Raw genomic sequence first — 25,606 nt, 5'->3', positions numbered from 1 at the left:
GGCTCAGGCGGCCCGGACCCTGAGGGAGTAGAAGCGGGTCGTCTGGACGGCGTTCTGGTTGTCGTCGCTGACCAGCAGCACCTCCAGCCGGCCCCCGGACCGCGCCGCCCCGGTGACGGTCATGCCCTCGATGTTGTCGAGCAGTGGGTTCGGCTGGGGCTGCTTGGCCGTGGCACCGAGGGAGGGGCAGTTCACGAGGTCGGCGAGGAGCGTCTTGCGGACGAGCCGGACGCCGTCGTCCTGGCCGGTGAGGACGGCGACGTCGCCGGTGTCGGTCGCGCGGCGCGTGTCGGCGGCGTAGAGGCGGACCGTGTTGCCGACGCCGGCGGTGAATCCGCGCTCCAGGACGAGCAGCCGTCCGCCCGGGAGGCCGGCCACCTCGACGACGCCGAGGCCGGTGTCCACGCGGTAGCCGTACTGGGCGGCGAGCCTGAAGTCCCCCGCGCCGCCGTGCCGTTGCCAGGTCTGGAGGCGGACCACCCCGGCGGTGTCCCCGGCGAGCGTGCCCTCCATCGAGGCGAGCAGGGTGCGGCCGCCGGGCAGGAGGGTGAGCCCCTCGAAGGTCTGGTTGGCGACCGCCCGGCCGACCGGGGCGACCTTCAGCGCGTCGGGCACGGGCAGGCTGCCCACGATCCGGCCCCGCCGGTCGTAGCGCCGTACGGTCGGCTCGGTCTCGGAGGTGATGAGCCGGGTGCCGTCCCGGTCGACGGCGAGCGCCTCGGAGTCGAGCGCGGCACCGGTCTCCGTGGCGAGCGGGAGGACGTCCTTCGGCGCGAGGGTGCGGCGGTCGAGGGTGAAGAGGGCGGACCGGTCGGAGACGGCGAGGAGCGAGCCGTCCCGGTCGACGGCGAGGCCGGAGAAGTTCCCGACGAAGGTGCCCGCGTACGTCGTCTTGTCGAGGGCGTCGGAGTAGCCCTCGATCGACACGGACGACGAACAGGCGTGCCGCGAGGGCGAGTCGGCGTGGACGGGTCCGGCGGCGGCGAGGGTGGTCGTGGCCGCCGCCAGGCCTGCGGTGAGCGTGGCGAGCAGGGTTCTCAGAGGCATGGCGCCACGGTAGGGCGCCGCCGGTGATACGGAGATGGCGTCACCGTGAACGTCCGGATGTCATCCGGAGTGGGGGCGCCTCATGGCTCGGGGAGGTGGGTTCACCGGCGGGTGCGGGTCCGGTGGGGGCTGGTCGCGCAGTTCCCCGCGCCCCTGAAAAAGCAGGGGCTGCGCCCCGTGCTTTTTCGGACCGAAAGGGCCGCAGCCCCTTGAGGGCCTGCGGCCCTCAAGGGGCGCGGGGAACTGCGCGAGAAGCCCCACCGGACCCGCAGTCGCCGGTGAACCCTCACCCCCGAGCTACTGCGCGCCCCCCGCCTCCGGAACCGGAACCGTCGCCTCCTGCGGCCGGTCCGTGGGCACGTACCGCTCCACACTCACCGTCGCCCCCGAGGCCGTCTTCGGCGCGGGCACGAGATCCTTGTGGATGGCCTTGGCGACGCCCTGGATCGTGTTCACGCCGTACTGCATGTCGGGGTTGCCGTGGGTGAGGACGGTGATCGTGTAGTCCCGTCCGCCGCCCACGAACGTGCCGACGCTGTGCACCCGCCAGCCGTGCGTGGCGCGGGACAGCCACCCGTTCTTGACGTGCACCTTCACGCTGGAGGGCGCCCCGGCCGGGGTGCCCCAGCGCTGCCCGGTGACGACCTTGTTCATCAGCTTGAGGACGTACGCGCGCGCGTTGTCGCTCAGGACGGTGTTCTTCGCGGTGAGCAGTGCGAGCAGCCGCTGCTCGTCCCGGACGGTGATCTGGGTGAGGCCCCAGTAGTTGTTCGCGCCCGGCTTGGTCTGCGTCATCTTGGCGGCGGTGAGGAACGCCTGGATCTTCTTCACGCCGAGCTGCTTCCACAGGGTGCTGGTGGAGGCGTTGTCCGACTTGGTGATCATGGCGGTGGCGAGCTTGGTCTCACGGTCGGTGAGGTACCGGTTCGTCTTCTTGGCGTCGAACAGCAGCGCGGCGAGCACCGTCACCTTCACGACGCTGGCCGAGTCGAAGGCGCTGTCCCCGCGCAGCGTGCAGGTGGTGTTGGTCGCGCGGTCGTACAGGCCGACCGCCACCGTCCCCTTCCGCTTCGCCAGCGCCGCCGTGATGTCCTTCTTCAGCTTGTCGGCCAGTCCGGCCTGCTTCGACGTACAACTGACCTGCGGCGCGGCGACCGCGGCCGGCGCGAACGCCGCCGCCGCCGACGTGAGGACCATCCCGGCCCCGATGCCCGCAGCGACCACACGCGCCCGTCTGGACGCCGGCGACACCCGGGATACCCCCGATATCCGGTGAGTCATCAAACCTGTCCCATCCCCTTGAGCGACTGGAACCCGCCTCTGACGGGTTCACCACAGTCGACTCGTAAGGACGATCGATAGTTGTACCTCAGTTCCCTTCTTCTGGTGGGCCGGTAGCCTCGGCCCCCATGACCACCACCCTGCAGACGATCCACGACGTGCCCGTCCTGATGTGCGCCGCCGAGGGCGTGTCGATCGGGGGTGAGAGCGACGCCCTGGACCTCATCGGTGATGCCGGGTACCAGGGCGCCGCATGGGTCGTCGTCCCCGTCGAGCGGTTCGACGAGCGGTTCTTCCGGCTGAGCACCCGCGTCGCGGGCGACATCATCCAGAAGTTCGTGCAGTACCGGGTCGGCCTCGCCGTCGTCGGTGACATCTCCCGGTACACGGCGGCCAGTTCAGCGCTGGCGGACTTCGTCCGTGAGTGCAACCGCAACCGGCAGACTTGGTTCCTGGCGGATGTCGGCGAGCTGCGGGAGCGCCTCAAGGGCTGAGGCACCCAGCCCCGGCCCCGCCGCCGCCGCCCATCGCTGGTCGAGCCGGAAGAAGCCGTACACCACCGAGGCCATCAGCAGGAGGAGGAGTGGCCCGTACAACCACGGGTGTCGGGCCATTTCCATCGGCAGAAAGCGATAGCCCAGCAGCAGCGCGACGAACACCGCCGCGCCGTGGGCGACCAGCCGCAGTCCCGAGCGGTCCCAGCCGCGGTCGATCGTGCGCAGCGCCGCCTCGATCGTGACCGTGAAGACGACACCGGCGATGAGGTCCACGCCGTAGTGGTAGCCGAATCCCAGCGTCGCGGTGAGCGTGGCGACGAGCCAGAACGTGCCCGCGTGGCGCAGTGCGCGCGGGCCCCGGCGGGAGTGGATGAAGATCGCGGTGGCCCATGCCGTGTGCAGACTGGGCATGCAGTTGCGCGGGGTGATGTCGTCGTACGGCATCGAGTGCGGGGGGCTGATCGGCGGGGCCGTGCCGGGCCACAGGTCGGCCAGTGCCCAGGGCTCGCCGCCGGTGCCGAACGCGCCCGTGCCGTAGGCGAAGACGGGCCCGACCACCGGGAAGATCATGTAGATGCCCGGCCCGAGGAGGCCGATCACCAGGAACGTGCGCACCAGGTGGTGGCGCGGGAAGCGGCGTTCGATCCCCACGTGCCGCAGCTGATAGAGCGCAACGACGACCGCGGCCACCGCGAGCTGGACGTAGACCCAGTCGAGGAGGGTGGAGCCGACCGGTCCGGTGGCCCTGAGCATCCGGCCCACCACCCACGACGGGTTGCCGAGCGCGTGGTCGGCGGTGGCCAGGTACGGGTCGAGCACGGTCGGGCGGGTCTTGGAGGTGATCAGCAGCCAGGCGTCACCGGTCTTGCGGCCGGCCACCAGCAGCAGGCCGAGACCCACGCCCTTGAGCAGCAGCGTCCGTTCACGGCCGGTACGGCGGGTGACGGCGATGACCGCGCAGCCGAGCAGTACCCACAGCGCGCCGTTGCCGAACATCATCTCGGCGTCGAGGGCCCATCGCACCAGGAAGAAGACGAGGTCGATGCCGAGGGCGACCCCGAGCGCGATGAACCGCTGCCGCCAGGTGAGCACCACCATCGTCAGCGCCATGCCGGCGTACAGCAACGGCCCCGATTTCGGGGCGAACACCACTTCTCGCGCCTGATTGGTGATCGGTCCCGGCTGACCGTATCCCCGGGTGACGATCTCCAGCGCGAGAATGAATCCGAGGCCCACGAGGGTCACCGCGGCCCACAGAATCGCCCTCGGCCGACGCCATGCGGTGGACGCGAAGGCACTACGTATGCGCGGGAGGGCCCGCGAGGCTATGGATATCACCTATCCGACCGCTGCCTTGTTCGGTCGGCCAGGTCTCTTCGTGGTGGGCAGCATGACTTCCCGGTGGGTGGGCGGGGCAAGGGCGAGCGGGTGGAGCACGGGTGTGTGACGGGTGGGTGAACCGGACCACGACTGACGTGATCGCTCTATTGAAGACTGTCAATCGCCTGTCAAGGTTGCCCGATACCGGCCAACTCCGTGCACCGGGGTACCGCCCAGCACGGCTGAATCCCCACGTCAATGAGGGTCTCCCCTCGACTCGGGGCACAGGCAGGGGAGTTGGGGCGCGAGGGTTGCCTCGTTCTCCATAACGTCACCAAATCGCCTCCCCTTCGTAACACATGGACTGACCCGTCCATGCCAATCTCTCGGTTACCCACACAGTCAACCCGCGTAGAACGAGGCTCCCCGAAGCAACTCCTCGTCCTGCGCGGCCCTTTGGGAAGGGACACCCCTCATGCCCGCTGCGCGGATACGCAGTTGGAAGTCGGTCGCTCTCGCGACGTCGGCCGTGCTCGTCGGTATCGTCCTCCCGGCGGCCACCGCCACCCCCGCCTCGGCCACGACGACCGCCTACGACGCCACGTACTACGCGAACGCGATCGGCAAGACCGGCACGGCCCTGAAGTCCTCCCTGCACACGATCATCAGCCCTCAGACGAAGCTGTCGTACTCGGCTGTCTGGGAGGCCCTGAAGGTCACCGACCAGGACCCCAACAACACCAACAACGTGAAGCTGCTCTACAGCGGCATCTCCCGCAGCAAGACCCTCAACGGCGGCAACTCCGGCAACTGGAACCGCGAGCACGTGTGGGCCCAGTCGCACGGCGACTTCGGCACCTCCGCCGGCCCCGGCACCGACCTGCACCACCTCCGCCCCGAGGACGTCACGGTCAACGCCATCCGCGGCAACCTCGACTTCGACAACGGCGGCAGCAGCTTCACCAACAGCGGCGGCAGCCTCTACGACTCGAACTCCTTCGAGCCCCGGGACGCCGTCAAGGGCGACGTGGCCCGCATGATCCTCTACATGGCCGTCCGGTACGAGGGCGACGACGGCTGGCCCAACCTGGAGCCCAACGACCTCGTCACCAACGGCGGCACCCGCTTCCACGGCCGCCTGTCCGTACTGAAGGCCTGGAACGACGAGGACCCGCCGGACGCCTTCGAGGAGCGCCGCAACGAGCTGATCTACACCAACTACCAGCGCAACCGGAACCCGTTCATCGACCACCCCGAGTGGGTCGAGGCGATCTGGTAGACGCCGCCCGCCGAGCCCGGTGGACCCCCGGCCCCCGTACGGGCCGGGGGTCCACCGCGTCGCAGAGCGGCCCCTCTTACCCGGCCCTGTTTTACCCGCCCTGTTTTACCCGCCCTGTTTTACCCAGCCCTGCGCGAATTCACAGGCCGCTGCCAGGTACGCCACAGTGCGCGCCCATGCCGTCGCCGCACGGTGCAGTGGTGACATCTGCCACCGATCCACGTCCCCACGCCCCTGACACCACCGCCGGCCCGGGCGGCACCGCCGGCACCGAGCCGCCATCGCCGACCGCGCCCGTCGGTCCCGTACGGCCGCCGGAGACCGCGCCGCGCTGGTCGCTGCCCGCGCTCATCGGGATCATGGTCCTGGCCGGGGTGCTGTACTCCTGGAACCTGTCCTCCTCCGGCCTGAACAGCTTCTACAGCGCGGCCGTGCTGAGCGGCACGCAGAGCTGGAAGGCGTGGTTCTTCGGCTCGCTGGACGCGGGCAACTTCCTCACCGTCGACAAGCCGCCGTTCGTGCTGATGGTGATGGGGCTGTCGTGCCGGGTGTTCGGCTTCGGCACCTGGCAGATGATGGCGCCGCTGATCGCCTCCGCGCTCGGCACGATCTGGATCCTGCACTCGTCCGTGAAGCGGGTCTGGGGCCACGGCGCGGCGGCCGTCGCCGCGCTGGTGCTCGCCCTCACCCCCATCACGGTCGCCATCAACCGTGACAACAACCCCGACACCCTTCTCGTGTTCCTGATGGTCGCCGGCGCGGCCCTCGCCCTGCGCGCCGTGCACAACGGCAGGCTGCTGCCGCTGCTCGGCTCGGCCGCCTGCTTCGGCCTCGCCTTCAACACCAAGATGCTCCAGGGCTACATCGCCCTGCCCGCCGTCTTCGCCGTCTACCTCTACGCGGCCGACACCGGTCTGATGAAGCGGATCGTCAACCTGGCGCTCGCGGGCGTGGCGCTGGCCGTCTCCAGCTTCTGGTGGGCGGCGGCCGTCTCCCTCGTACCCGCCGCCGACCGGCCGTACATCGGCGGCTCCACGGACGGCACCGCCTGGAACCTGATCATGGGCTACAACGGTCTGGGCCGGATCCTCGGCGGCGAGGGCAACGGCGGCGGAGGCGGGGGCGGCGGCTTCTCCGGCACGGCGGGGCTCGGCCGGATGTTCAACGACATCCTCGGCGGCCAGATCTCCTGGCTGCTCCCGTTCGCCGGTGTCGCGCTCATCGGCGGGCTGGTGCGGTGCGGGCGCGCCCCGCGTACGGATCTCACGCGGGCCGCGCTGGTGATGTGGGGCGGCTGGACCGCCCTGCACTACCTGACCTTCAGCCTGGCCGAGGGCACGATGCACCCGTACTACACGACCGCGCTCGCCCCCGGTATCGCGGCGCTCTGCGGGGGCGGCGGGCTGATGCTGCTGCGCGCCTTCCGCACGGACAGGCGGTGGCTGTGGGTGCTGCCGGCCGCGTTCGCGGTCACCGGGGTGTGGGCGGTGCTCCTGCTGCGCCGGGCCACCGACTGGAACACCTGGCTGTGGCCGGCGATCGCGGTGGTGATGGTGGTCGCGGTCGCGGGCCTGGTCGTGTTCCGCTCCGGCTCGTCCGGCACCCGGCTGCGCCTGCTGGCGGCCTCCCTCGCCGCCGCGATCGTCGCCTCGGTCGCGGGCCCGGCCGCGTACGCCGCCACCGAACTCTCCGCCACCGGCGGGGGCATGGGCGGCACGAACCCGACCGCCGGGCCCACGACGGGAAGCGGCATGGGCGGCTTCGGCGGGGGCGGCGGCAACCGCGCGGGGAGCGGCGGCCGGTTGGGTACGCCCCCGAGCGGAGCGCCCGGCGGCCAGCAACAGGGCGGCACTCAGGCCCCGCAGGGTGGCGGTCAGCAACAGGGCGGCGGGCAGGCCCCGCAGGGCGGCACGAGCGGCGGCCCCGGTGGGGGCATGGGCGGCGGCGGCATGGGCGGCGGTGCGAGCAGCGAGCTGATCTCCTACCTGGAGAAGAACCAGGACGGCGCCAAGTGGCTGCTCGCGGTGTCGAGTTCGCAGAGCGCGGCCCAGCTCATCCTGAGCAGCGGCGAGCCCGTCATCTCGATGTGGGGTTGGTCAGGCAGCGACCAGGCCATGACCCTCGCCAAGCTCAAGGAACTCGTCGAGGCCGGCGAACTGCACTACATCCAGCTCGGCGGCGATGGGGGTCCCCCCGCGCGAGCGAATTCGAGCGTGGGGGAGGGCGGCGGCCCCGACGGCAACTCCTCCCTCAGCTCCGAGGTCACCGCCTGGGTACAGGAGAACGGCACGGCGGTGACGGCGAGCGAGTACGGCGGCAGCGAGACGTCGGCGAGTGTGTACCGCCTGGACCCGTCGGACGTGACGTAGGCAAGCACCGAGGCCGTACCCGACCCGGAGCCCCCTGGACGTCGCCGCGTCCAGGGGGCCCGGCAGTTACGCACCCATGACATTCGGACGTACAACCGGCGAACCCTTTATCGAGTCGGACTACATGGACGCGGCGATTCCGCCACGCCGGACCCCACCGACCCGAAAGGCACGTGCATGTCACGAGCACGAGCAGCAGCACGACGCAGCACCCGCACGGCACGCGTGAGCGCCCCCTTGGCAGCGGTGGTCCTGCTGGCCGGAGGGCTGACCGCCCTGTCGCTCGGCCCGGCCTCGGCGGCCCCCGCGACGGTGGGCGCGGCGGACGACTTCAACGGCGACGGGTACGCCGACCTGGTCGTCGGCGCCCCGAACGCCACGATCTCGGGGAAGGCCAAGGCGGGCTACGTGGCCGTCCTGTACGGCTCGAAGAGCGGCGTCTCCCCCACGAACAAGAAGCTGATCAGCCGCTCGACGACCGGTGTCCCCGGCTCCGCCACCGCGAACCAGCGCTTCGGCTCGACGTTCACCAAGGGCGACCTGGACCGTGACGGCTACGGCGACCTGGTGATCGCGGGCGGTACGGCGGGCTCGGTGATCGTCTGGGGCTCGGCGTCCGGGCTGACCGGCGGCACGAGCATTGCCCAGTACGGGGCGGCCCCGCAGGCGGGCGACTTCGACGGCGACGGCAAGACGGACCTCGCGCTGTTCTCCGCGCAGTCCGTCGGCGGCGACGACCCCGAGGGCGCCCCGGCGGCCCTGTGGAAGGGCCCGGTCTCCCGCGCGGGCGAGCCCGCCGCCGTACTGAACCTCCTCGACAAGTCCCTGTGGTGGGGCTGGGACGAGGACGACGCGTCCTGCGCGACCGGCGGCGGCTGCGAGAACGGCCCGGCCTCCATCACCGGCCCGGTGGTCTCCGGCCAGGTGGGCGACGTCAACGGCGACGGCCGGGACGACATCGTCCAGTGGCACTACACGGGCGACGGCACCTGGGGCAACCGCCTGCTCCTGGGCGGCGCTTCGGGCTTCACCCGCGGCTGGGTGCCCGGGGACGACACGAGCCGTGACCCGGCGGGCACGGGCATCGGCGATGTGAACGGTGACGGTTACGACGACGTGGTCGTGGGCGCGGAGGGCTGGTCCGACCAGGTCCGTGTGGCCTACGGCTCGCCCACCGGCCCGTCTCAGGCGAACGTCCAGACCTTCGACCAGAGCCTGCCCGGCTTCCCCGGCGCGCAGGAGGAGGGCGACCTCGTCGGCTCGGCGGTCTCGGTCGCCGACGTCACCGGCGACGGTTACGCCGACATCGCGCTCGGCATCGCGTACGAGGATGTCGACGACATCGTGAACACCGGCTCCGTCGCCCTCGTCCCCGGCACCGCCTCCGGTGTCACGGGCGCCGGCACGAAGGTCTTCCACCAGAACACCGCCGGGATCCCCGGGGTCGCCGAGGCGGACGACAAGTTCGGTACCACCACGGCCCTGCTGGACCTCAACGGCAACGGTCACCCCGACCTCGCCGTGGGCGCCCCCGCCGAGAACAGCGACAACGGCGCCGTCTGGGTCCTGCCCGGCACCACCACCGGCCCGACCACCACATCGGCCCTGGCCTTCGGCCCCGGCGACGTGGCGGGCCCGGCCACGGACGCGATGTTCGGCGCGGCCCTGCGCTGAGTGAGCAACTATCGCGGCGCGCGCACCCGGCGGCACCGGGTACGCGCGCCGCGCCCGTACGAGTGCCGCATCACGTCGGCGAGCCGCCGGTCAGGCCGTGTGGCGCAGGATCTCCTCGGCCAGGCGGGCGTCCAGGGCGGACGGCAGGGTGTGCCCGAGCCCCTCGATCATGACCAGCCTGGCACCCGGTACGGCGGCGGCGGTCGCCTCCGCGTGCGCCGGCGGGAACAGCGGGTCCTCGGTACCGTGCAGCACGAGCGTCGGCGCGGTGACGGAGGCCAGGGCCGCTGTGTCGTCCCCGCCGGCCGCCCCGGCGAGCGTGTGGTTGAACCCGGCCGCCAGATCACGCGCCCGCGCGAACACCCGCCGCTCCATGGCCCGGTACTCCTCCTCGTCGAACGGCAGCACCGGGCCGTGCAGCACCCGCCACAGCGGCAGCCGCAGGGCGAGGTGCGCGTCGAGGCCCGCCTCCGGATCGGGGAGGGAGGCGGCGAGCGCCGCCAGCAACTCGGCGCTGGGCGGCGGTAGTTCACCCGGCGCCGGGGGCTCCCCCGCCATGGCCCGGGTCACCACCGCCGCCGTGTCCGTACCGAGCGGCTGGGACGACAGGCTCGTCAGGGTCAGCACCCGCTCCGGATCGGTGACGGCGATCCGCTGCGCGATGATCCCGCCCAGAGAGGCCCCCACCAGATGCGCCCGCCGCACCCCGAACGCGTCCAGCACGGCGAGCGCGTCCGAGGCCAGGTCGGCGACGGTGTACGGCCGCACGGCGAAGTCGACGACGGAGGACCGCCCGGTGTCACGGTGGTCGTACCGGATCACCCGCCGCCCACCGTCCACCAGCCGCCGCACGATCCCGTCGTTCCACTGCACGCCCTGCGCCTGCGCACCCATCACCAGCAGCACGACCGGATGCTCCGGCTCGCCGAACTCCTCGGCCCACAGCTCGATGCCGTCCACGGGGACGATCCGCTCGCGACCGGCCAGGACGTCGTCGTCCATCTCTGTATTTTCCTGCATGGTCGTTCAAGATAATGACTCGGTGCGGATCACGCACGGGTTTTTCGAAGTGGACGCCTCACCGCCGCGCCCGGCACCCTGATCACATGGCCGGAGTCAAGGGGCAGGTGCAGAAGCGGGGCGTGGAGCGCCGCCGCGCGATGGTGGACGCCGCGATCACGCTCTTCTCCCGACAGGGCGTACGGGGCACGGGCGTCGCCGCGATCGCCGAACAGGCAGGCGTCACCCCGTCCGCCCTCATCCACCACTTCGGCAGCAAGGACGGCCTGGTCCGGGCGGTCCTGGAGGAGGCCGACCGCCGCGCCCTGGCCCGCCTGTCGGCCACCCCGACCTCGGAGCCGACCCTCGCCGAAGCCTTCGACTGGTTCGTACGGGACGCGGAGCACACGGCAGCCGCCGAACGCGAACTGACCGCCCTGCACACCACCTTGACGGCGGAGAACCTGACCCCCGGCACCGCCCTGCACACCTGGTTCCGCGACCGGGGCCGAGCCCTCCGCGCCCACCTGACGGCCCTCTTCACCCGCGCGGCATCGGACGGCTCGGCCCGCCCGGACGTGAACCCGACGACACTGGCCACAGAGGTGGCCGCCTTCCTGGAGGGCGCCCACCTCCTCTGGCTCCTGGACCCCGACCAGGTGGACCTACCGGCCGTACACCGCGGCTATTTCGAGGGGTTGACGGCACGCCTGCGCCCCTGACCCGGTCCCCCCCGATCGCCCGGAGCCCCCGATCCCCCGGAGAACCGCCGCTCGCGCGACGGCCGTCAGACGTGCGTCGGTGCGAACATCCGCAACACCGTCGGGAGGACGACCACCGAAGGGCCCGGGGTGGCGAGGGACTTGGTGAGGTCGGCCGTGAGGGTTTCGGGGGTCGTGCGGGTGGCCGGGACGCCGAAGGACTCGGCCAGGGCCACGTAGTCCGGCCGAGTCAGTTCCGTGCCGGTCGTCTCGCCGAACGCGTCCGTCATGTACTCGCGCAGGATGCCGTACCCGCCGTCGTCGACGATCAGCCAGGTGACGTTCAGGTCGTACTGCCGGGCCGTGGCCAGCTCCGCGATCGAGTAGAGCGCGCCGCCGTCGCCGGAGACGGCCAGCACCGGCTGGGTCGGGTCGGCCGCCGCCGCGCCGAGGGCGGCCGGGAACGCGTAGCCGAGGCCGCCGGAGCCCTGCGCGGAGTGCATGGTGTTGGGGCCCTTGGGGTCGAACGCCGACCAGGCCCAGTAGGACAGGATCGTCATGTCCCAGAAGGAGGGGGCGCGGGCCGGCAGGGCCCGCCGGATGGACGTCAACAGGTCCTGTTCCAGGGTGAGTTCCTGGGAGTCGATGCGCGTGCGGACACGGTCGAGCACCTCACGGACCCGGTCGGGGGCGGATGCGTCCTCCCGTGTGCCCTCGATCGTCTCCAGCAGGGCCTGGAGCGCCAGGCGCGCGTCCGCGTGGATGCCCAGCGCCGGGTGGTTGGACTCCAGCTTCCCGAGGTCCGCCTCGATCTGGATCACCCGGCCCCGGGGCCTGAACGTGTGGTAGTTCGAGGAGAGTTCACCCAGTCCCGAACCGACCACCAACAACACGTCCGCGTCCTCCAGGAAGTCCGTCGTGTGCCGGTCCTCCAGCCAGGACTGGAGGGACAGCGGATGCGTCCACGGGAAGGCCCCCTTCCCCCCGTACGTCGTCACGACCGGCGCCGACAATCGCTCCGCCAGCGTCCGCAGCTTGCCGGAGGCGTCCGCCCGCACGACCCCGCCACCCGCGATGATCGCCGGGCGGGCGGCGGACGACAGCAAGTGGGCGGCCACGGCGGTCAGTTCGGGACGCGGCGGCAACTCCTCAGGAAAGGCGTCGCCGCCCGTCACCACCGGGATCGACGTCTCGGCGAGCAGCACGTCCTGCGGGATCTCCACCCACACCGGGCCGTGCGGGGCGGACAGCGCCGACTTCCAGGCCGCCTCGATCGCGGACGGGATCTGGGACTGGCTCCGCACGGTGTGGACGGACTTCACCACACCCCGGAACGAGGCCGCCTGGTCCGGCAGTTCATGGAGGTAGCCGTGCCGGCCGCCGCCCAGGCCCGCCGTCGGGATCTGGCTGCTGATGGCGAGGACGGGGGCGGAGGCGGAGGCGGCCTCCTGGAGTGCGGCCAGCGACGTCAGCGCGCCGGGGCCGGTCGACAGCAGCAGTGGCGCCGCCTCCCCCGTGATCCGCCCGTACGCGTCCGCCGCGAACCCGGCGTTGTTCTCCACCCGCAGGCCGATGTAGCGCAGATCCGACCGCCGCAGTGCGTCGAACATGCCGAGCGCGTGCTGGCCGGGCAGCCCGAAGACCGTCGTCGCGCCGAGCCCGGCCAGCGTCTCCACGACCAGGTCTCCGCCGTTGCGGCCGGGTGGAGGGTTCAGCGCGGCCTCCGTCTGGGCGGCCGTCGGGCGGAGTACCAGGTCGTGGTCGTGGGTCACTTGGCCTTGCTCTCCTCACGGGTTGCGGCGATCTGCCGGGACATGATCGTGGTGAGCTCGTACGCCGTGTGCGAGGCGGCCACCGCGGTGATCTCGGCGTGATCGTACGCGGGCGCCACCTCGACCACGTCGGCGGAGACCAGGTGGCAGGCGGCGAGGCCGCGCAGGATCTCCAGCAGTTCGCGGGAGGTCATGCCGCCGGCCTCGGGCGTCCCGGTGCCGGGCGCGTGCGCGGGGTCGAGGCAGTCGATGTCGATGGAGATGTAGAGGGGCCGGTCGCCGATCCGCTGGCGCAGCTGGTCGGCGATCTCGTCCACTCCGCGCCGCATCACGTCCGCCGACGTGACGATCCCGAAGCCCATCTTCTCGTCGTCGGTGAGGTCCTGCTTGCCGTACAGCGGCCCGCGCGTGCCCACGTGGGAGAGCGCGGAGGTGTCCAGGATCCCCTCCTCGACCGCCCGCCGGAACGGGGTGCCGTGCGTGTACTCGGCGCCGAAGTACGTGTCCCAGGTGTCGAGGTGCGCGTCGAAGTGGAGCAGCGCCACCGGGCCGTGCTTCTTGGCGACCGACCGCAGCAGCGGGAGCGCGATGGTGTGGTCGCCGCCGAGGGTCATCAGCCGGGCCCCGGTGCCGAGCAGCTCGTCCGCCGCCGCCTCGACCGTCTCCACCGCCTCGTTGATGTTGAACGGGTTGGCGGCGATGTCACCGGCGTCCGCGACCTGGGCGAGGGCGAACGGGGAGGCGTCCTGGGCCGGGTTGTAGGGGCGCAGCAGCCGGGACGCCTCGCGGATCGCGTTGCCGCCGAAGCGGGCGCCCGGCCGGTACGAGACACCCGAGTCGAACGGCACCCCCACGACCGCGACGTCCGCCCGCCCCACCTCGTCGAGGCGCGGCAGCCGGGCGTAGGTCGCGGGCCCGGCGTAGCGCGGGACCCGGGAGGAGTCGACGGGGCCGCGGGGCGAGTCGAGGGGGCCGCGGGGCGTCTCGTTGCCGCTCATGATGCTGTGCCTTCTTCCTGCGGGGGTGCCGGGTGGCCGGAGACCGGCCGGAGACGGTGACGGGCATCGACCCTAGGCCGCCGCCGAGCGACTGCGAAGTGTACGTTTCATCCATTCGAGCGGGATGGAACGGAGGAAACGCACATGGTCTCGGAACCGACGGTACCCCCCGCCCCCGCCGTCCCGCCCACCCCACCCGTGCCCCTCTCGGCGCTGCTGGCCCATGGCGACCTGGGGCTGCGGCAGATCGCCGGCCCGGTCGACGCGGGGACGGCGATCCACTGGGCGCACACCTCGGAGATGTCGGACCCGTACCCGTATCTGCTCGGCGGCGAGCTGCTGCTGACGGCCGGCGTCCACATCCCGGAGGCGGCCGGCTCGGGCACCGGGTCCGACGACTACTTCGACGGCTACGTCTCGCGCATCGTCGCGGCGGGCGGCGCGGCCCTCGGCTTCGGCGTGGCCCCCGTCCACGACCGCGTCCCGGGGGCCCTGGTCTCCGCCTGCGACACCCACGGCCTGCCGCTGATCGAGGTCCCGCCCCGCACGACCTTCTCCGGGGTCGCCCGCGCGGTCTGGGAGCTGATGGCCCGGGCCAGACACACGGAGCTCCGCCGCGTGACCGAGGCCCAACAGGCCCTCGCGGCAGCCGCCTCCCGCCCGGACCCCGTCCGTGCGGTCCTGCGGCAGCTCGCCCGGCGAGTGAAGGGCCGAGCGGTCCTGTACGGCCCGGACGGCACGGAACTGGCATCGACGGGGCACGAGTACGGCGACCCGGTCACCCAAGCCCTGGCAGCACTCACCACCGTGGTCCGCCCCCACCCCACCAGGGGCGCGGGGAACGGCGCGACCAGCCCCCACGAACCCGCACCCGCCGACGCACCCCGACCCCCCGCCCCCTCCCCGCGCACCTCACCCCCCACCTCCGCCACCGACACAGTCGACGGCACCTACCTCACCGCCTACGCCCTCACCTCCCAAGGACACGCCTTCACCCTCGGCGTAGCCACCCCCCACCGCACCCCCGGCGACCACACCATCGCCTCCGTCGCCGCCGTCCTCCTCTCCCTCCTCACCGGCGAACGCCAGAGCGGCACCGGCACGGCCCGCACCTCGGCGCTGGTACGGCTCCTGCTCGGCGCCGAGGTGCGGGAGGTCGCTCCCCTGCTGGGCACGGGCACCCACTGGCACGTCGTCCACGCCGGCCCGGCCGAGGGCGTCCCCCGGCCGGAGGCCCTCGCCGCGGCCGCCCTCGGCGCGGCCCTGGGCTCCGCGCTGGTCGACGTCCACGACGGCGTCGTCCGCGTCCTCGTCCCCGCCGACCGTGAGATCCCCGAGCAGCCCGGCTGGATGTGCGGGGTGAGCGCCCCCGCCGAGCCGCATGCGTGGCCCACCGCCGACGTGCAGGCCGCCCGGGCGCTGGCCCGCGCCAGGGCCACCCGGTCGGCGCTGGTCCGGCACGGGGCCCGTACGACGCTGGCGCACCTCGTGCCGGCGGAGGACGCGACCGCCCACGCCGAGGCCCTGCTGGCCCCGGTCGCCTCCGCCCCCGGTGCCGCCGCGCTCACCGAGACCCTGCGCACCTGGCTCTCCCTGCACGGCAGTTGGGACCGCACGGCCGTCGCCCTGACCGTCCACCGCAACACGGTCCGCCAACGCATCGCCCGCTGCGCCGCGTTGCTGGAGGCGGACCTGGACGACCCGGACGTCCGCATGGAGTTGTGGTTCGCGCTGCGCCGGGAGTGAGCCGGTGGGCGCGTACGACCGGTCGACGCGGAGTGACGCAGGTCGCAGCGGGCGGGACGCCCGCGACTCCGGCAGTTGTCTGCCTCACAATGGACCCATGCCGATACCCGGGACCCCCAGCCGCGCCGAGCTCGTCGAGCACCTCGTCAGGACGCGTATCGCGGGCGACGTCGCCACGCCGCGCGAGAACAACCTCTCCCACTACCGCGAACTGGCCAACGGCAACCGCCACTACTGGCTCGGCCTGGAGCTCGGGGACCGCTGGACCGACGAGCAGGACGTGCTGGCCGTGATGGCGGAGCGCGTCGGGGTGAACGACGACCCGGGACACCGCTACGGCCAGGACACCATCGACCCGGATCTGACGGTCGACGCGCTGGAGCGCATGGCGGCCCGGCTGCGCAAGGCGGCGGAGGGCGGGCAGCGCGTCCTGTTCGCCACCGGGCACCCCGGCGGGCTGCTCCAGGTGCACCACGAGACCGCGCGGGCGCTGCGCGCGGCCGGCTGCGAGATCGTCGTCATCCCGGAGGGCCTGCAGACGGAGGAGGGGTACGTCATGCAGTTCGCGGACGTGGCCGTCCTCGAACACGGCGCCACCCTGTGGCACACCCACTCCCCCGAGCCGATGCGCGCCATCCTGCGGGGACTGGAGGGCGCGGGCCGCCCGCTGCCCGACCTGGTCGTCGCCGACCACGGCTGGGCGGGCTGCGCGGGCCAGCTCGGCATCGACTCCGTCGGGTACGCGGACTCCAACGACCCGGCCCTCTTCCTCGGCGAGTCCGAGGGCACCCTCCAGGTCGTGGTGCCCCTGGACGACCATGTGGTCAGCCCGCGCCACTACGACCCGATGTCGGCGTACCTGCTGGAGCAGGCGGGGCTCAGCGGGGAGTAGCCCCGGGCTCCCCCGGCTCCGCCGGCTCCTTCGGCCGCTCCCTCGGGACGCGGACCACGCCCTCCTGGATCACGGAGATCGCGAGGCGGCCGTCCTGGGTGTAGATCCGGCCCTGGCCGAGTCCTCGGCCGGCCGCCGCCGACGGTGACTCCTGGTCGTACAGGAGCCATTCGTCGGCGCGGAAGGGCCGGTGGAACCACATGGCGTGGTCGAGCGAGGCCCCGACGACGTCGCCGACGGCCCAGCCGCCGCGCCCGTGCGCGAGCAGGACGGAGTCCAGGAGCGTCATGTCGGAGACGTAGGTGGCGAGGACGACGTGCAGGAGGGGGTCGTCGTCGAGCTTGCCGTTGGCGCGGAACCAGACCTGGGAGCGCGGTTCGCGGGGCGCGCCGTAGCGGCCGTAGGGCGGGTCGTCGACGTAGCGCAGGTCGACGGCAGCGCGTGCTTCGAGCATCTTCTCCACCACGGCCGGGTCGAGGCCGTACGCCGGGAGGCGTTCCTCGGCGGTGGGGAGCGTCTCCGGGTCGGGCGCGGCGGGCATCGGGGCCTGGTGGTCGAGACCGTCCTCGTACCGCTGGAAGGACGCGGAGAGGGCGAAGATCGGCTGGCCGTGCTGGACGGCGACGACGCGGCGCGCGGTGAAGGAGCGGCCGTCGTTCATGCGCTCCACGGTGTAGACGATGGGCGCGCCGGCGTCGCCGATGCGCAGGAAGTACGCGTGGAGGGAGTGCGGGAGCCGGTCGGCGGGGACCGTGCGCCCGGCGGCGACGAGCGCCTGGGCCGCGACCTGCCCGCCGAAGACCCGGGGGACGATGGCGGGCCGGGACTGGCCGCGGAAGATGTTCTCCTCGATCTGCTCCAGGTCGAGCAGATCGAGGAGAGACTGAAATGCGGGCTGACTCATGGGGTCAGTTGTACTGTGCAGGGGTTTCCGGTGTCTTACGGACCCGTGCCCTTACAGACCCATGTCCTTGGCGATGATCGTCTTCATGATCTCGCTGGTGCCGCCGTAGATGCGGTTGACGCGGTTGTCCGCGTACAGGCGGGCGATGGGGTACTCGTTCATGAAGCCGTAGCCGCCGTGCAGCTGGAGGCAGCGGTCGATGACGCGGTGGGCGACCTCGGTGGTGAACAGCTTGGCGGAGGCGGCCTCGGCGGCGGTCAGCTCGCCCGCGTCCAGCGCCTCGGTGGCGCGGTCCACGACGGCCTCGGCGGCGTCGACCTCGGCCTGGCAGGCGGCCAGCTCGAACTTGGTGTTCTGGAAGGCGGCGACGGGCTGGCCGAAGACGACGCGCTCCTGCACGTACTGCTTGGCGAACCGGATGGCCGCCTTGGCCTGCGCGTAGGCGCCGTAGGCGATGCCCCAGCGCTCGGAGGCGAGGTTGTGGCCGAGGTAGTAGAAGCCCTTGTTCTCCTCGCCGAGGAGGTCCTCGACGGGCACCTTGACGTCGACGAAGGCCAGCTCGGCGGTGTCGGAGGTCTTCAGGCCGAGCTTGTCGAGCTTGCGGCCGACCGAGTAGCCCTCGGCCTTGGTGTCCACGACGAAGAGGGAGATGCCGTGGCGGCGGTCCTCCTTGGTCGGGGCGGCGGTGCGGGCGCAGACGATCATGCGGTCGGCGTGGACGCCGCCGGTGATGAAGGTCTTGGCGCCGTTGAGGACGTAGTGCGTGCCGTCCTCGGAGAGCTTGGCGGTGGTGCGCATGCCCGCGAGGTCGGAGCCGGTGCCCGGCTCGGTCATCGCGATGGCCCACATCTCCTCGCCGGAGCAGAACTTCGGCAGGAAGCGCTTCTTCTGCTCGTCGGTGGCGAGCAGCTTGATGTAGGGCAGGCCGAGCAGCACGTGCACGCCGGAGCCGCCGAAGGTGATGCCCGCGCGGGCGGTCTCCTCGTACAGGACGGCCTCGAACTTGTAGGAGTCGATGCCGGCGCCGCCGTACTCCTCGTCGACGCGGATGCCGAAGACGCCGAGCTCGGCGAGCTTGTAGTAGAACTCGCGCGGCGCCTGGCCCGCGGCGAGCCACTCGTCGTAGACGGGCACGACCTCGGCCTCGATGAAGGCACGGAGGGTCTCCCGGAACGCCTCGTGATCCTCGTTGAACACCGTACGGCGCACGCCGTCACCTCCACCTGAGTGCTTTCGGATGTGCCCAGCGCCCCACCGGACGCATCCGAGTCGGCTAAGCGCTTGCTCAGACAACCGTACCGGCGGGTAGGGAAGCCCGTCCAGACCCCTCCCCCCGTAACGCTCGTCACTCCTGCGCAGCAGCCGCCCCGAAGGCCCCCCGGGCCATCCGGTGCAGGAGGGCCGCGGTGGCCGTCCGGCCCGGGAGGGAGCCGGGGCGGCCGAGGTGCGGGGTGGAGTTCAGCAGGCCGAAGACCGAGTGCACGGCGGAGCGGGCGGCGGGCTCCGTGAGGCCGCCGTGGACCTCGCGCAGCACCTGCACCCACAGCTCGACGTACTGGCGCTGGAGCTGGCGGACCAGCTTGCGGTCGCTGTCGCGGAGGCGGTCCAGCTCACGGTCGTGCAGGGTGATCAGGGGGCGGTCGTCCAGGGCGAAGTCGATGTGCCCCTCGATGAGGGAGTCGAGGACCGCCTCGGCCGGCCCCCCGTCGGCCTCCGCCAGCCGCCGCTTGGCGCCCGTGAGGAGCTGTTCACTGATGCCCACCAGCAGCTCGGCGAGCATCGCGTCCTTGCCGGCGAAGTGCCGGTAGAGACCGGGACCGCTGATACCCACGGCGGCGCCTATCTCGTCGACACCGACGCCGTGGAAGCCGCGCTCGGCGAAGAGCCGCGCGGCCTCCTTGAGGATCTGCTCGCGACGGGTGGGGGCGTCGGTTCTGGTGGCCATGGAAGCAATTCTAGACAGGGAGGTTAGCGGTCGTTAACCTGGAGGAAATGCGTTAACGCTCATTAACAAGGTGAGGGGTTCGCAGGATGCACGAGGCACCGGAGCTTCACAGCGCGGCCGATCCCGCGTCGGAAGCCTGGCGGGCCAACGAGGAGGCCCACCGGGCGCTGGTGGACGAGCTGCGCGGCAAGCTCGCCGCCGCCCGGCTCGGCGGGGGTGAGAAGGCGCGCGCCCGGCACACCGCGCGCGGCAAGCTGCTGCCGCGCGACCGGGTCGACACCCTCCTCGACCCCGGCTCCCCCTTCCTGGAGCTGGCGCCGCTGGCCGCCGACGGGATGTACGAGGGGCAGGCACCGGCGGCGGGCGTGATCGCCGGGATCGGCCGGGTCGGCGGGCGCGAGTGCGTCGTCGTCGCCAACGACGCCACCGTCAAGGGCGGCACCTACTACCCGATGACGGTGAAGAAGCACCTGCGCGCGCAGGAGGTGGCCCTGGAGAACCGGCTGCCCTGCCTCTACCTCGTCGACTCCGGCGGTGCCTTCCTGCCGATGCAGGACGAGGTCTTCCCCGACCGTGAGCACTTCGGCCGGATCTTCTACAACCAGGCGCGGATGTCAGGCGCGGGCATCCCGCAGATCGCCGCCGTGCTGGGCTCGTGCACGGCGGGCGGCGCGTACGTCCCCGCCATGAGCGACGAGGCCGTGATCGTCCGGGGGCAGGGCACGATCTTCCTGGGCGGCCCGCCGCTGGTGAAGGCCGCCACCGGCGAGGTCGTCACCGCCGAGGAACTGGGCGGCGGCGAGGTCCACTCCCGGATCTCCGGCGTCACCGACCACCTCGCGGAGAACGACGCCCACGCCCTGCGGATCGTGCGGACCATCGTCTCCACCCTGCCCGCCCGAGGCCCGCTGCCCTGGTCGGTCGAGCCGGCCGTCGAGCCCAAGGTCGACCCGTACACGCTGTACGGCGCGGTGCCGGTCGACTCCCGCACCCCGTACGACGTCCGCGAGGTCATCGCCCGCGTGGTCGACGGCTCGCGGTTCGCCGAGTTCAAGGCGGAGTTCGGGCAGACCCTCGTGACCGGCTTCGCCCGGATCCACGGGCACCCGGTCGGGATCGTCGCCAACAACGGCATCCTGTTCTCCGAGTCCGCCCAGAAGGGCGCCCACTTCATCGAGCTGTGCGACCAGCGCGGCATCCCGCTGGTCTTCCTGCAGAACATCTCCGGTTTCATGGTCGGCCGGGACTACGAGGCCGGGGGCATCGCCAAGCACGGCGCCAAGATGGTGACGGCCGTGGCCTGTACGAGGGTCCCGAAGCTGACGGTCGTCGTCGGCGGGTCGTACGGCGCGGGCAACTACTCGATGTGCGGCCGGGCGTACTCGCCGCGCTTCCTGTGGATGTGGCCCAACGCCAAGATCTCCGTGATGGGCGGCGAGCAGGCCGCGTCCGTCCTCGCCACGGTCAAGCGGGACCAGTTGGAGGCGCGGGGGGACTCCTGGCCCGCCGAGGACGAGGAGGCCTTCAAGGCCCCGATCCGCGCCCAGTACGAGCGCCAGGGCAACGCCTACTACGCCACCGCCCGGCTCTGGGACGACGGGGTCATCGACCCCCTCGACACCCGGCAGGTCCTGGGCCTCGCCCTGACCGCCTGTGCCAACGCGCCACTGGGCGACCCCCAGTTCGGCGTCTTCCGGATGTGAGGGGGAGCTGACCATGAGCATGTTCGACACGGTCCTCGTGGCCAACCGGGGCGAGATCGCCGTCCGCGTCATCCGTACGCTGCGGTCGCTCGGCGTCCGCTCCGTCGCCGTGTACTCCGACGCGGACGCCGACGCCCGGCACGTCCGGGAGGCCGACACGGCGGTACGGATCGGCCCGGCGTCGGCGGCGGAGAGCTATCTGTCGGTGGAGCGGCTGCTGGAGGCCGCCGCCCGCACCGGCGCCCAGGCCGTCCACCCCGGGTACGGCTTCCTCGCGGAGAACGCCGCGTTCGCGCGGGCGTGCGCCGACGCGGGCCTCGTCTTCATCGGTCCCCCCGCCGACGCCATCTCCCTCATGGGCGACAAGATCCGCGCCAAGGAGACGGTACGGGCGGCCGGGGTGCCGGTGGTGCCGGGCTCCAGCGGCAGCGGCCTGACCGACGGCCAACTCGCCGACGCGGCACGGGAGATCGGCATGCCGGTGCTGCTGAAGCCCAGCGCGGGCGGCGGCGGCAAGGGCATGCGGCTGGTCCGGGACGCGGCCGCGCTGGGCGACGAGATCGCCGCCGCCCGGCGCGAGGCCCGCGCCTCCTTCGGTGACGACACCCTCCTCGTGGAGCGGTGGATCGACCGCCCCCGGCACATCGAGATCCAGGTCCTCGCCGACGGCCACGGCGGCGTCGTCCACCTCGGCGAGCGCGAGTGCTCCCTCCAGCGCCGCCACCAGAAGATCATCGAGGAGGCACCCAGCGTCCTGCTCGACGAGGCGACGCGGGCGGCGATGGGCGAGGCGGCCGTCCAGGCGGCCCGCTCCTGCGGCTACTCCGGCGCGGGCACGGTCGAGTTCATCGTCCCCGGCGGCGACCCGTCCTCGTACTACTTCATGGAGATGAACACCCGCCTCCAGGTCGAGCACCCGGTGACCGAGCTGGTCACCGGCGTCGACCTGGTGGAGTGGCAGCTCCGGGTCGCGGCGGGCGAGCGCCTCGCCTTCGCGCAGGAGGACGTGACGCTGACGGGGCACGCGGTCGAGGCCCGCCTCTGCGCCGAGGACCCCGCGCGCGGCTTCCTCCCCTCCGGCGGCACGATCCTGCGGCTGCGCGAGCCCCAGGGCGACGGCGTCCGCACGGACTCCGGCCTCAGCGAGGGCACGGAGGTCGGCTCGCTGTACGACCCGATGCTCTCCAAGGTCATCGCGTACGGCCCCGACCGCGCCACCGCCCTGCGCCGGCTCCGCGCGGCCCTCGCGGAGACGGTCACCCTCGGCGTCCAGACGAACGCGGGGTTCCTGCGGCGCCTGCTGGCCCATCCGGCGGTGGTGGCGGGCGAGTTGGACACGGGGTTGGTGGAGCGGGAGGTGGAGGGGCTCGTGCCGGACGAGGTACCGGTGGAGGTCCACGCGGCGGCGGCGTTGCTGCGCCAGGCCGCGCTTGTCCCGGCCGACGCCGGCGGCACGGGCTGGACCGATCCCTTCGACACGGCGGTCGGCTGGCGGCTGGGCGGCGAGCGGGCCTGGACGGCACACCATCTGCGGCTGCCGGGCCACGAGCCGGTGACCGTGCGGGTGCGCCGCACGGCGGACGGCGGGACGGAGGTGCTGCCGGACGGGGCCGACACCCCGCTCCGGGGGTCCGGGGGCGTGCCCCCGCGTCCCGGGGGCGAGGGCCGGCTCACGTTCCACCTCGACGGCGTCACGCACACGTTCCACCACGCCGCCGACTGGCTAGGCCGTGACGGTGACGCCTGGCACGTGCGCGACCACGACCCCGTCGCGGCGTCGCTGAACCGGTCCGCGCACGCCGGCGCCGACTCGCTCACCGCCCCCATGCCCGGCACCGTCACCGTGGTGAAGGTGGCCGTCGGGGACGAGGTGACCGCCGGGCAGAGCCTGCTGGTGGTGGAGGCGATGAAGATGGAGCACGTCGTCTCCGCGCCGCACGCCGGGACGGTCACCGAGCTGGACGTCGCACCGGGCGCGACGGTCGCGATGGACCAGGTGCTGGCGGTCGTCGCCCCCCACGAGGAGCCGGGGGAGCCCGGGGACCCCGCGGCGAACGGAGAGCCCGCGGCGCACGAGGAGGTGGCGCCATGACCGCGTCCCTGCCCTTGGCGGTCCCCGAACCCGGCCTGCCGCCCCGTGTCCGTATCCACGAGGTCGGCGCCCGGGACGGCCTGCAGAACGAGAAGTCGACCGTGCCCACCGAGGTCAAGGCGGAGTTCGTCCGCCGCCTGGCCGCCGCGGGGCTCACGACGATCGAGGCCACGAGCTTCGTCCACCCCACGTGGGTGCCCCAACTGGCGGACGCGGAGGCCCTGTTCCCGCTGGTGAGGGACCTGGCGGTGGCCCTCCCCGTGCTCGTCCCCAACGAGCGGGGCCTCGACCGCGCCCTCGCGCTCGGCGCCCGCCGGATCGCCGTCTTCGCCAGCGCCACCGAGTCCTTCGCCAAGGCCAACCTCAACCGCACGGTCGACGAGGCGCTGGCGATGTTCGCACCGGTCGTCGACCGGGCGAAGGCCGAGGGCGCGCATGTCCGCGGATACCTCTCCATGTGCTTCGGCGACCCCTGGGAGGGCGCGGTCCCGATCCCCCAGGTCACCCGGGTCTGCCGCGCCCTGCTCGACATGGGCTGCGACGAACTCAGCCTCGGCGACACGATCGGGGTGGCGACACCGGGTCATGTCCGGGCACTGCTGACCCCACTCGTCGAAGACGTCCCCGTCGAGAAGCTGGGCGTGCACTTCCACGACACCTACGGCCAGGCCCTCGCCAACACCTACGCGGCGCTCCAGCACGGCGTCACGACCGTGGACGCCTCCGCGGGCGGCCTCGGCGGCTGCCCGTACGCGAAGTCCGCCACCGGAAACCTCGCCACCGAAGACCTCGTGTGGATGCTGCGCGGACTCGGCATCGACACCGGGGTCGACCTCGGCCGCCTCGTCGCCACCAGCGTGTGGATGGCCGAACACCTGGGCCGACCCAGCCCGTCCCGCACCGTACGAGCCCTGTCCCACGAGGACGCCGAGGGCCACGAGGACACCAAGGAGCAGTGACGTCCATGAACCACCGTCTCTCCCCCGAGCTGGAAGAACTCCGCCGTACGGTGGAGGAGTTCGCGCACGAGGTCGTCGCGCCCAAGATCGGCGACTTCTACGAGCGGCACGAGTTCCCGTACGAGATCGTGCGCGAGATGGGCCGCATGGGGCTGTTCGGCCTGCCGTTCCCCGAGGAGTACGGCGGCATGGGCGGCGACTATCTGGCGCTGGGCATCGCGCTGGAGGAGCTGGCCCGGGTGGACTCGTCCGTGGCGATCACCCTGGAGGCCGGGGTCTCCCTGGGCGCGATGCCGATCCATCTGTTCGGTACCCCGGCGCAGAAGGAGGAGTGGCTGCCGCGGCTGTGCTCCGGCGAGATGCTGGGCGCGTTCGGCCTCACCGAGCCCGACGGCGGCTCGGACGCGGGAGCCACCCGGACGACGGCCCGGCTGGACGAGTCGACGAACGAATGGGTCATCAACGGCAGCAAGTGCTTCATCACCAACTCGGGCACGGACATCACGGGCCTGGTCACGGTCACGGCGGTCACCGGCCGCACCCCGGAGGGCAAGCCGCTGATCTCCTCGATCATCGTCCCGTCCGGCACGCCGGGCTTCACGGTGGCCGCCCCGTACTCCAAGGTCGGCTGGAACGCCTCCGACACCCGTGAGCTGTCCTTCGCGGACGTCCGGGTCCCGGCGGAGAACCTCCTCGGCGAACAGGGCCGTGGCTACGCCCAGTTCCTGCGCATCCTCGACGAGGGCCGGATCGCCATCTCGGCGCTGGCCACGGGGCTGGCGCAGGGCTGTGTGGACGAGTCGGTGAAGTACGCCAAGGAGCGGCACGCCTTCGGCCGGCCGATCGGCGCCAACCAGGCGATCCAGTTCAAGATCGCCGACATGGAGATGAAGGCCCACACCGCCCGCCTCGCCTGGCGCGACGCCGCCTACCGCCTCGTTGCCGGTGAACCCTTCAAGAAGGAGGCGGCACTGGCCAAGCTCCACTCCTCCACCATCGCCGTCGACAACGCCCGCGACGCCACCCAGATCCACGGCGGCTACGGCTTCATGAACGAGTACCCGGTCGCCCGCATGTGGCGCGACTCCAAGATCCTGGAGATCGGCGAGGGCACGAGCGAGGTGCAACGCATGCTGATCGCACGGGAGTTGGGGCTGGTGGGCTGACCGACAGGGTACGTTCGAAACCATGGCCGGAAGCAGCCGTGACGGCACGGCTCCGGCACCCACCCACCCGGCTCGCCACAGGCGGGCCGGGTGTCTTTTCGTCCCTTTCGCGGGGGACGTGCGGTCCGGTCACACTCCCTGCGCATCAGGGTCACATCCCACAGGCTTACGCTTCAACTGAGCCCCGCAAACCCAACGAGCCTTCGATTCACAGGGGATTCAAAGATTAGGGCAGGAGTGGACCTGGGCATTCCACTCCCTG

General features: G+C 72.1%; 20 protein-coding genes. 11 read left to right on the top strand and 9 right to left on the bottom strand.

The window, feature by feature from the left end; genetic code table 11:
* Positions 1–3: 3 nt before the first annotated feature.
* Both PUR53_RS43810 and PUR53_RS43805 read right to left on the bottom strand, forming a co-directional pair.
* The gene (locus PUR53_RS43810) at positions 4–1,047 is read right to left on the bottom strand and encodes an esterase-like activity of phytase family protein (RefSeq protein WP_329912217.1); all 1,044 of its coding nucleotides are present in this window, start codon (positions 1,045–1,047) and stop codon (positions 4–6) included.
* A 297-nt stretch (positions 1,048–1,344) separates the two neighbouring features.
* Positions 1,345–2,328: a serine hydrolase gene (locus PUR53_RS43805; RefSeq protein WP_443080435.1), complete on the bottom strand. Its 984-nt coding sequence runs from the start codon at positions 2,326–2,328 to the stop codon at positions 1,345–1,347.
* Between the two features lie 128 nt (positions 2,329–2,456).
* Between PUR53_RS43805 and PUR53_RS43800 the strand changes: the two genes are divergently transcribed.
* Positions 2,457–2,822: a DUF4180 domain-containing protein gene (locus tag PUR53_RS43800; RefSeq protein WP_329912216.1), complete on the top strand. Its 366-nt coding sequence runs from the start codon at positions 2,457–2,459 to the stop codon at positions 2,820–2,822.
* On the opposite strand, the gene PUR53_RS43795 is transcribed toward PUR53_RS43800, so the two are convergent.
* Complete coding sequence (locus PUR53_RS43795; protein WP_329912366.1) at positions 2,727–4,085, bottom strand: phosphatase PAP2 family protein; 1,359 nt, start codon at positions 4,083–4,085, stop codon at positions 2,727–2,729. The genes PUR53_RS43800 and PUR53_RS43795 overlap by 96 nt on opposite strands.
* A 535-nt stretch (positions 4,086–4,620) precedes the next feature.
* Here PUR53_RS43795 and PUR53_RS43790 point away from each other — a divergent pair.
* From PUR53_RS43790 to PUR53_RS43780, 3 genes are all read left to right on the top strand, one after another.
* Positions 4,621–5,424: an endonuclease I family protein gene (locus PUR53_RS43790; protein WP_329897302.1), complete on the top strand. Its 804-nt coding sequence runs from the start codon at positions 4,621–4,623 to the stop codon at positions 5,422–5,424.
* Between the two features lie 200 nt (positions 5,425–5,624).
* Entirely contained in the window at positions 5,625–7,793 is a 2,169-nt protein-coding gene (locus PUR53_RS43785; RefSeq protein ID WP_329912215.1) for an ArnT family glycosyltransferase, read from the top strand.
* A gap of 177 nt (positions 7,794–7,970) precedes the next feature.
* On the top strand, positions 7,971–9,467 hold the full coding sequence (locus PUR53_RS43780; protein WP_329912214.1) for an FG-GAP-like repeat-containing protein: 1,497 nt from the start codon (positions 7,971–7,973) through the stop codon (positions 9,465–9,467).
* A 90-nt stretch (positions 9,468–9,557) separates the two neighbouring features.
* On the opposite strand, the gene PUR53_RS43775 is transcribed toward PUR53_RS43780, so the two are convergent.
* Positions 9,558–10,469: an alpha/beta fold hydrolase gene (locus tag PUR53_RS43775; protein WP_329912213.1), complete on the bottom strand. Its 912-nt coding sequence runs from the start codon at positions 10,467–10,469 to the stop codon at positions 9,558–9,560.
* 104 nt (positions 10,470–10,573) lie between these two features.
* Here PUR53_RS43775 and PUR53_RS43770 point away from each other — a divergent pair, with 104 nt between their 5' ends.
* On the top strand, positions 10,574–11,188 hold the full coding sequence (locus PUR53_RS43770) for a TetR/AcrR family transcriptional regulator (RefSeq protein ID WP_329912212.1): 615 nt from the start codon (positions 10,574–10,576) through the stop codon (positions 11,186–11,188).
* A gap of 65 nt (positions 11,189–11,253) precedes the next feature.
* On the opposite strand, the gene PUR53_RS43765 is transcribed toward PUR53_RS43770, so the two are convergent.
* On the bottom strand, positions 11,254–12,939 hold the full coding sequence (locus PUR53_RS43765) for a thiamine pyrophosphate-binding protein (protein WP_329912211.1): 1,686 nt from the start codon (positions 12,937–12,939) through the stop codon (positions 11,254–11,256).
* Positions 12,936–13,937 (bottom strand): agmatinase, encoded by a 1,002-nt coding sequence (gene speB, locus PUR53_RS43760; RefSeq protein ID WP_329912210.1) that lies wholly within the window; start codon positions 13,935–13,937, stop codon positions 12,936–12,938. Before speB ends, PUR53_RS43765 begins: the two co-directional genes overlap by 4 nt.
* A gap of 144 nt (positions 13,938–14,081) precedes the next feature.
* Between speB and PUR53_RS43755 the strand changes: the two genes are divergently transcribed.
* Positions 14,082–15,683 (top strand): PucR family transcriptional regulator, encoded by a 1,602-nt coding sequence (locus tag PUR53_RS43755; RefSeq protein WP_329912209.1) that lies wholly within the window; start codon positions 14,082–14,084, stop codon positions 15,681–15,683.
* Between the two features lie 97 nt (positions 15,684–15,780).
* Positions 15,781–16,575, top strand: a complete 795-nt coding sequence (locus PUR53_RS43750) for a phosphatase (protein WP_329912208.1) — start codon at positions 15,781–15,783, stop codon at positions 16,573–16,575.
* On the opposite strand, the gene PUR53_RS43745 is transcribed toward PUR53_RS43750, so the two are convergent.
* The 3 genes from PUR53_RS43745 to PUR53_RS43735 form a co-directional block, all read right to left on the bottom strand.
* Positions 16,562–17,479, bottom strand: coding sequence for an acyl-CoA thioesterase (locus PUR53_RS43745; protein ID WP_329897310.1), 918 nt, complete (start codon positions 17,477–17,479; stop codon positions 16,562–16,564). The two genes, PUR53_RS43750 and PUR53_RS43745, sit on opposite strands and share 14 nt — an antisense overlap.
* A gap of 51 nt (positions 17,480–17,530) precedes the next feature.
* A complete protein-coding gene (locus PUR53_RS43740; RefSeq protein ID WP_329897311.1) occupies positions 17,531–18,688 on the bottom strand; it encodes an acyl-CoA dehydrogenase family protein in 1,158 nt (385 codons plus the stop codon).
* Positions 18,689–18,824: 136 nt separating this feature from the next.
* Entirely contained in the window at positions 18,825–19,424 is a 600-nt protein-coding gene (locus tag PUR53_RS43735; RefSeq protein WP_329912207.1) for an SACE_7040 family transcriptional regulator, read from the bottom strand.
* Positions 19,425–19,510: 86 nt separating this feature from the next.
* Here PUR53_RS43735 and PUR53_RS43730 point away from each other — a divergent pair, with 86 nt between their 5' ends.
* The 4 genes from PUR53_RS43730 to PUR53_RS43715 are packed head-to-tail and all read left to right on the top strand — an operon-like array spanning position 19,511 to position 25,344.
* Entirely contained in the window at positions 19,511–21,127 is a 1,617-nt protein-coding gene (locus PUR53_RS43730) for a carboxyl transferase domain-containing protein (RefSeq protein ID WP_239754594.1), read from the top strand.
* Between the two features lie 19 nt (positions 21,128–21,146).
* Entirely contained in the window at positions 21,147–23,219 is a 2,073-nt protein-coding gene (locus tag PUR53_RS43725) for an acetyl/propionyl/methylcrotonyl-CoA carboxylase subunit alpha (protein ID WP_329912365.1), read from the top strand.
* A complete protein-coding gene (locus PUR53_RS43720) occupies positions 23,216–24,178 on the top strand; it encodes a hydroxymethylglutaryl-CoA lyase (RefSeq protein WP_329912206.1) in 963 nt (320 codons plus the stop codon). Before PUR53_RS43725 ends, PUR53_RS43720 begins: the two co-directional genes overlap by 4 nt.
* 5 nt (positions 24,179–24,183) lie before the next feature.
* Entirely contained in the window at positions 24,184–25,344 is a 1,161-nt protein-coding gene (locus PUR53_RS43715) for an acyl-CoA dehydrogenase family protein (protein WP_329897316.1), read from the top strand.
* The last annotated feature ends 262 nt before the right edge of the window (positions 25,345–25,606 follow it).

The sequence above is a fragment of the Streptomyces sp. SP18BB07 genome (genome assembly GCF_036322545.1).
GTDB classification, from domain to species: Bacteria; Actinomycetota; Actinomycetes; order Streptomycetales; family Streptomycetaceae; genus Streptomyces; species Streptomyces deccanensis.
The sequence above is the reverse complement of the archived record's forward strand: the minus strand, read 5'-3'. Positions and strand labels throughout refer to the sequence as shown.

Coding starts and splice junctions, on each gene's coding strand:
- PUR53_RS43715 (WP_329897316.1), top strand. CDS start 24,184: ATGAACCACCGTCTCTCCCCCGAGCTGGAAGAACTCCGCCGTACGGTG.
- speB (WP_329912210.1), bottom strand. CDS start 13,937: ATGAGCGGCAACGAGACGCCCCGCGGCCCCCTCGACTCGCCCCGCGGC.
- PUR53_RS43805 (WP_443080435.1), bottom strand. CDS start 2,328: ATGACTCACCGGATATCGGGGGTATCCCGGGTGTCGCCGGCGTCCAGA.
- PUR53_RS43790 (WP_329897302.1), top strand. CDS start 4,621: ATGCCCGCTGCGCGGATACGCAGTTGGAAGTCGGTCGCTCTCGCGACG.
- PUR53_RS43750 (WP_329912208.1), top strand. CDS start 15,781: ATGCCGATACCCGGGACCCCCAGCCGCGCCGAGCTCGTCGAGCACCTC.
- PUR53_RS43735 (WP_329912207.1), bottom strand. CDS start 19,424: ATGGCCACCAGAACCGACGCCCCCACCCGTCGCGAGCAGATCCTCAAG.
- PUR53_RS43810 (WP_329912217.1), bottom strand. CDS start 1,047: ATGCCTCTGAGAACCCTGCTCGCCACGCTCACCGCAGGCCTGGCGGCG.
- PUR53_RS43770 (WP_329912212.1), top strand. CDS start 10,574: ATGGCCGGAGTCAAGGGGCAGGTGCAGAAGCGGGGCGTGGAGCGCCGC.
- PUR53_RS43800 (WP_329912216.1), top strand. CDS start 2,457: ATGACCACCACCCTGCAGACGATCCACGACGTGCCCGTCCTGATGTGC.
- PUR53_RS43730 (WP_239754594.1), top strand. CDS start 19,511: ATGCACGAGGCACCGGAGCTTCACAGCGCGGCCGATCCCGCGTCGGAA.
- PUR53_RS43725 (WP_329912365.1), top strand. CDS start 21,147: ATGTTCGACACGGTCCTCGTGGCCAACCGGGGCGAGATCGCCGTCCGC.
- PUR53_RS43720 (WP_329912206.1), top strand. CDS start 23,216: ATGACCGCGTCCCTGCCCTTGGCGGTCCCCGAACCCGGCCTGCCGCCC.
- PUR53_RS43780 (WP_329912214.1), top strand. CDS start 7,971: ATGTCACGAGCACGAGCAGCAGCACGACGCAGCACCCGCACGGCACGC.
- PUR53_RS43745 (WP_329897310.1), bottom strand. CDS start 17,479: ATGAGTCAGCCCGCATTTCAGTCTCTCCTCGATCTGCTCGACCTGGAG.
- PUR53_RS43775 (WP_329912213.1), bottom strand. CDS start 10,469: ATGGACGACGACGTCCTGGCCGGTCGCGAGCGGATCGTCCCCGTGGAC.
- PUR53_RS43755 (WP_329912209.1), top strand. CDS start 14,082: ATGGTCTCGGAACCGACGGTACCCCCCGCCCCCGCCGTCCCGCCCACC.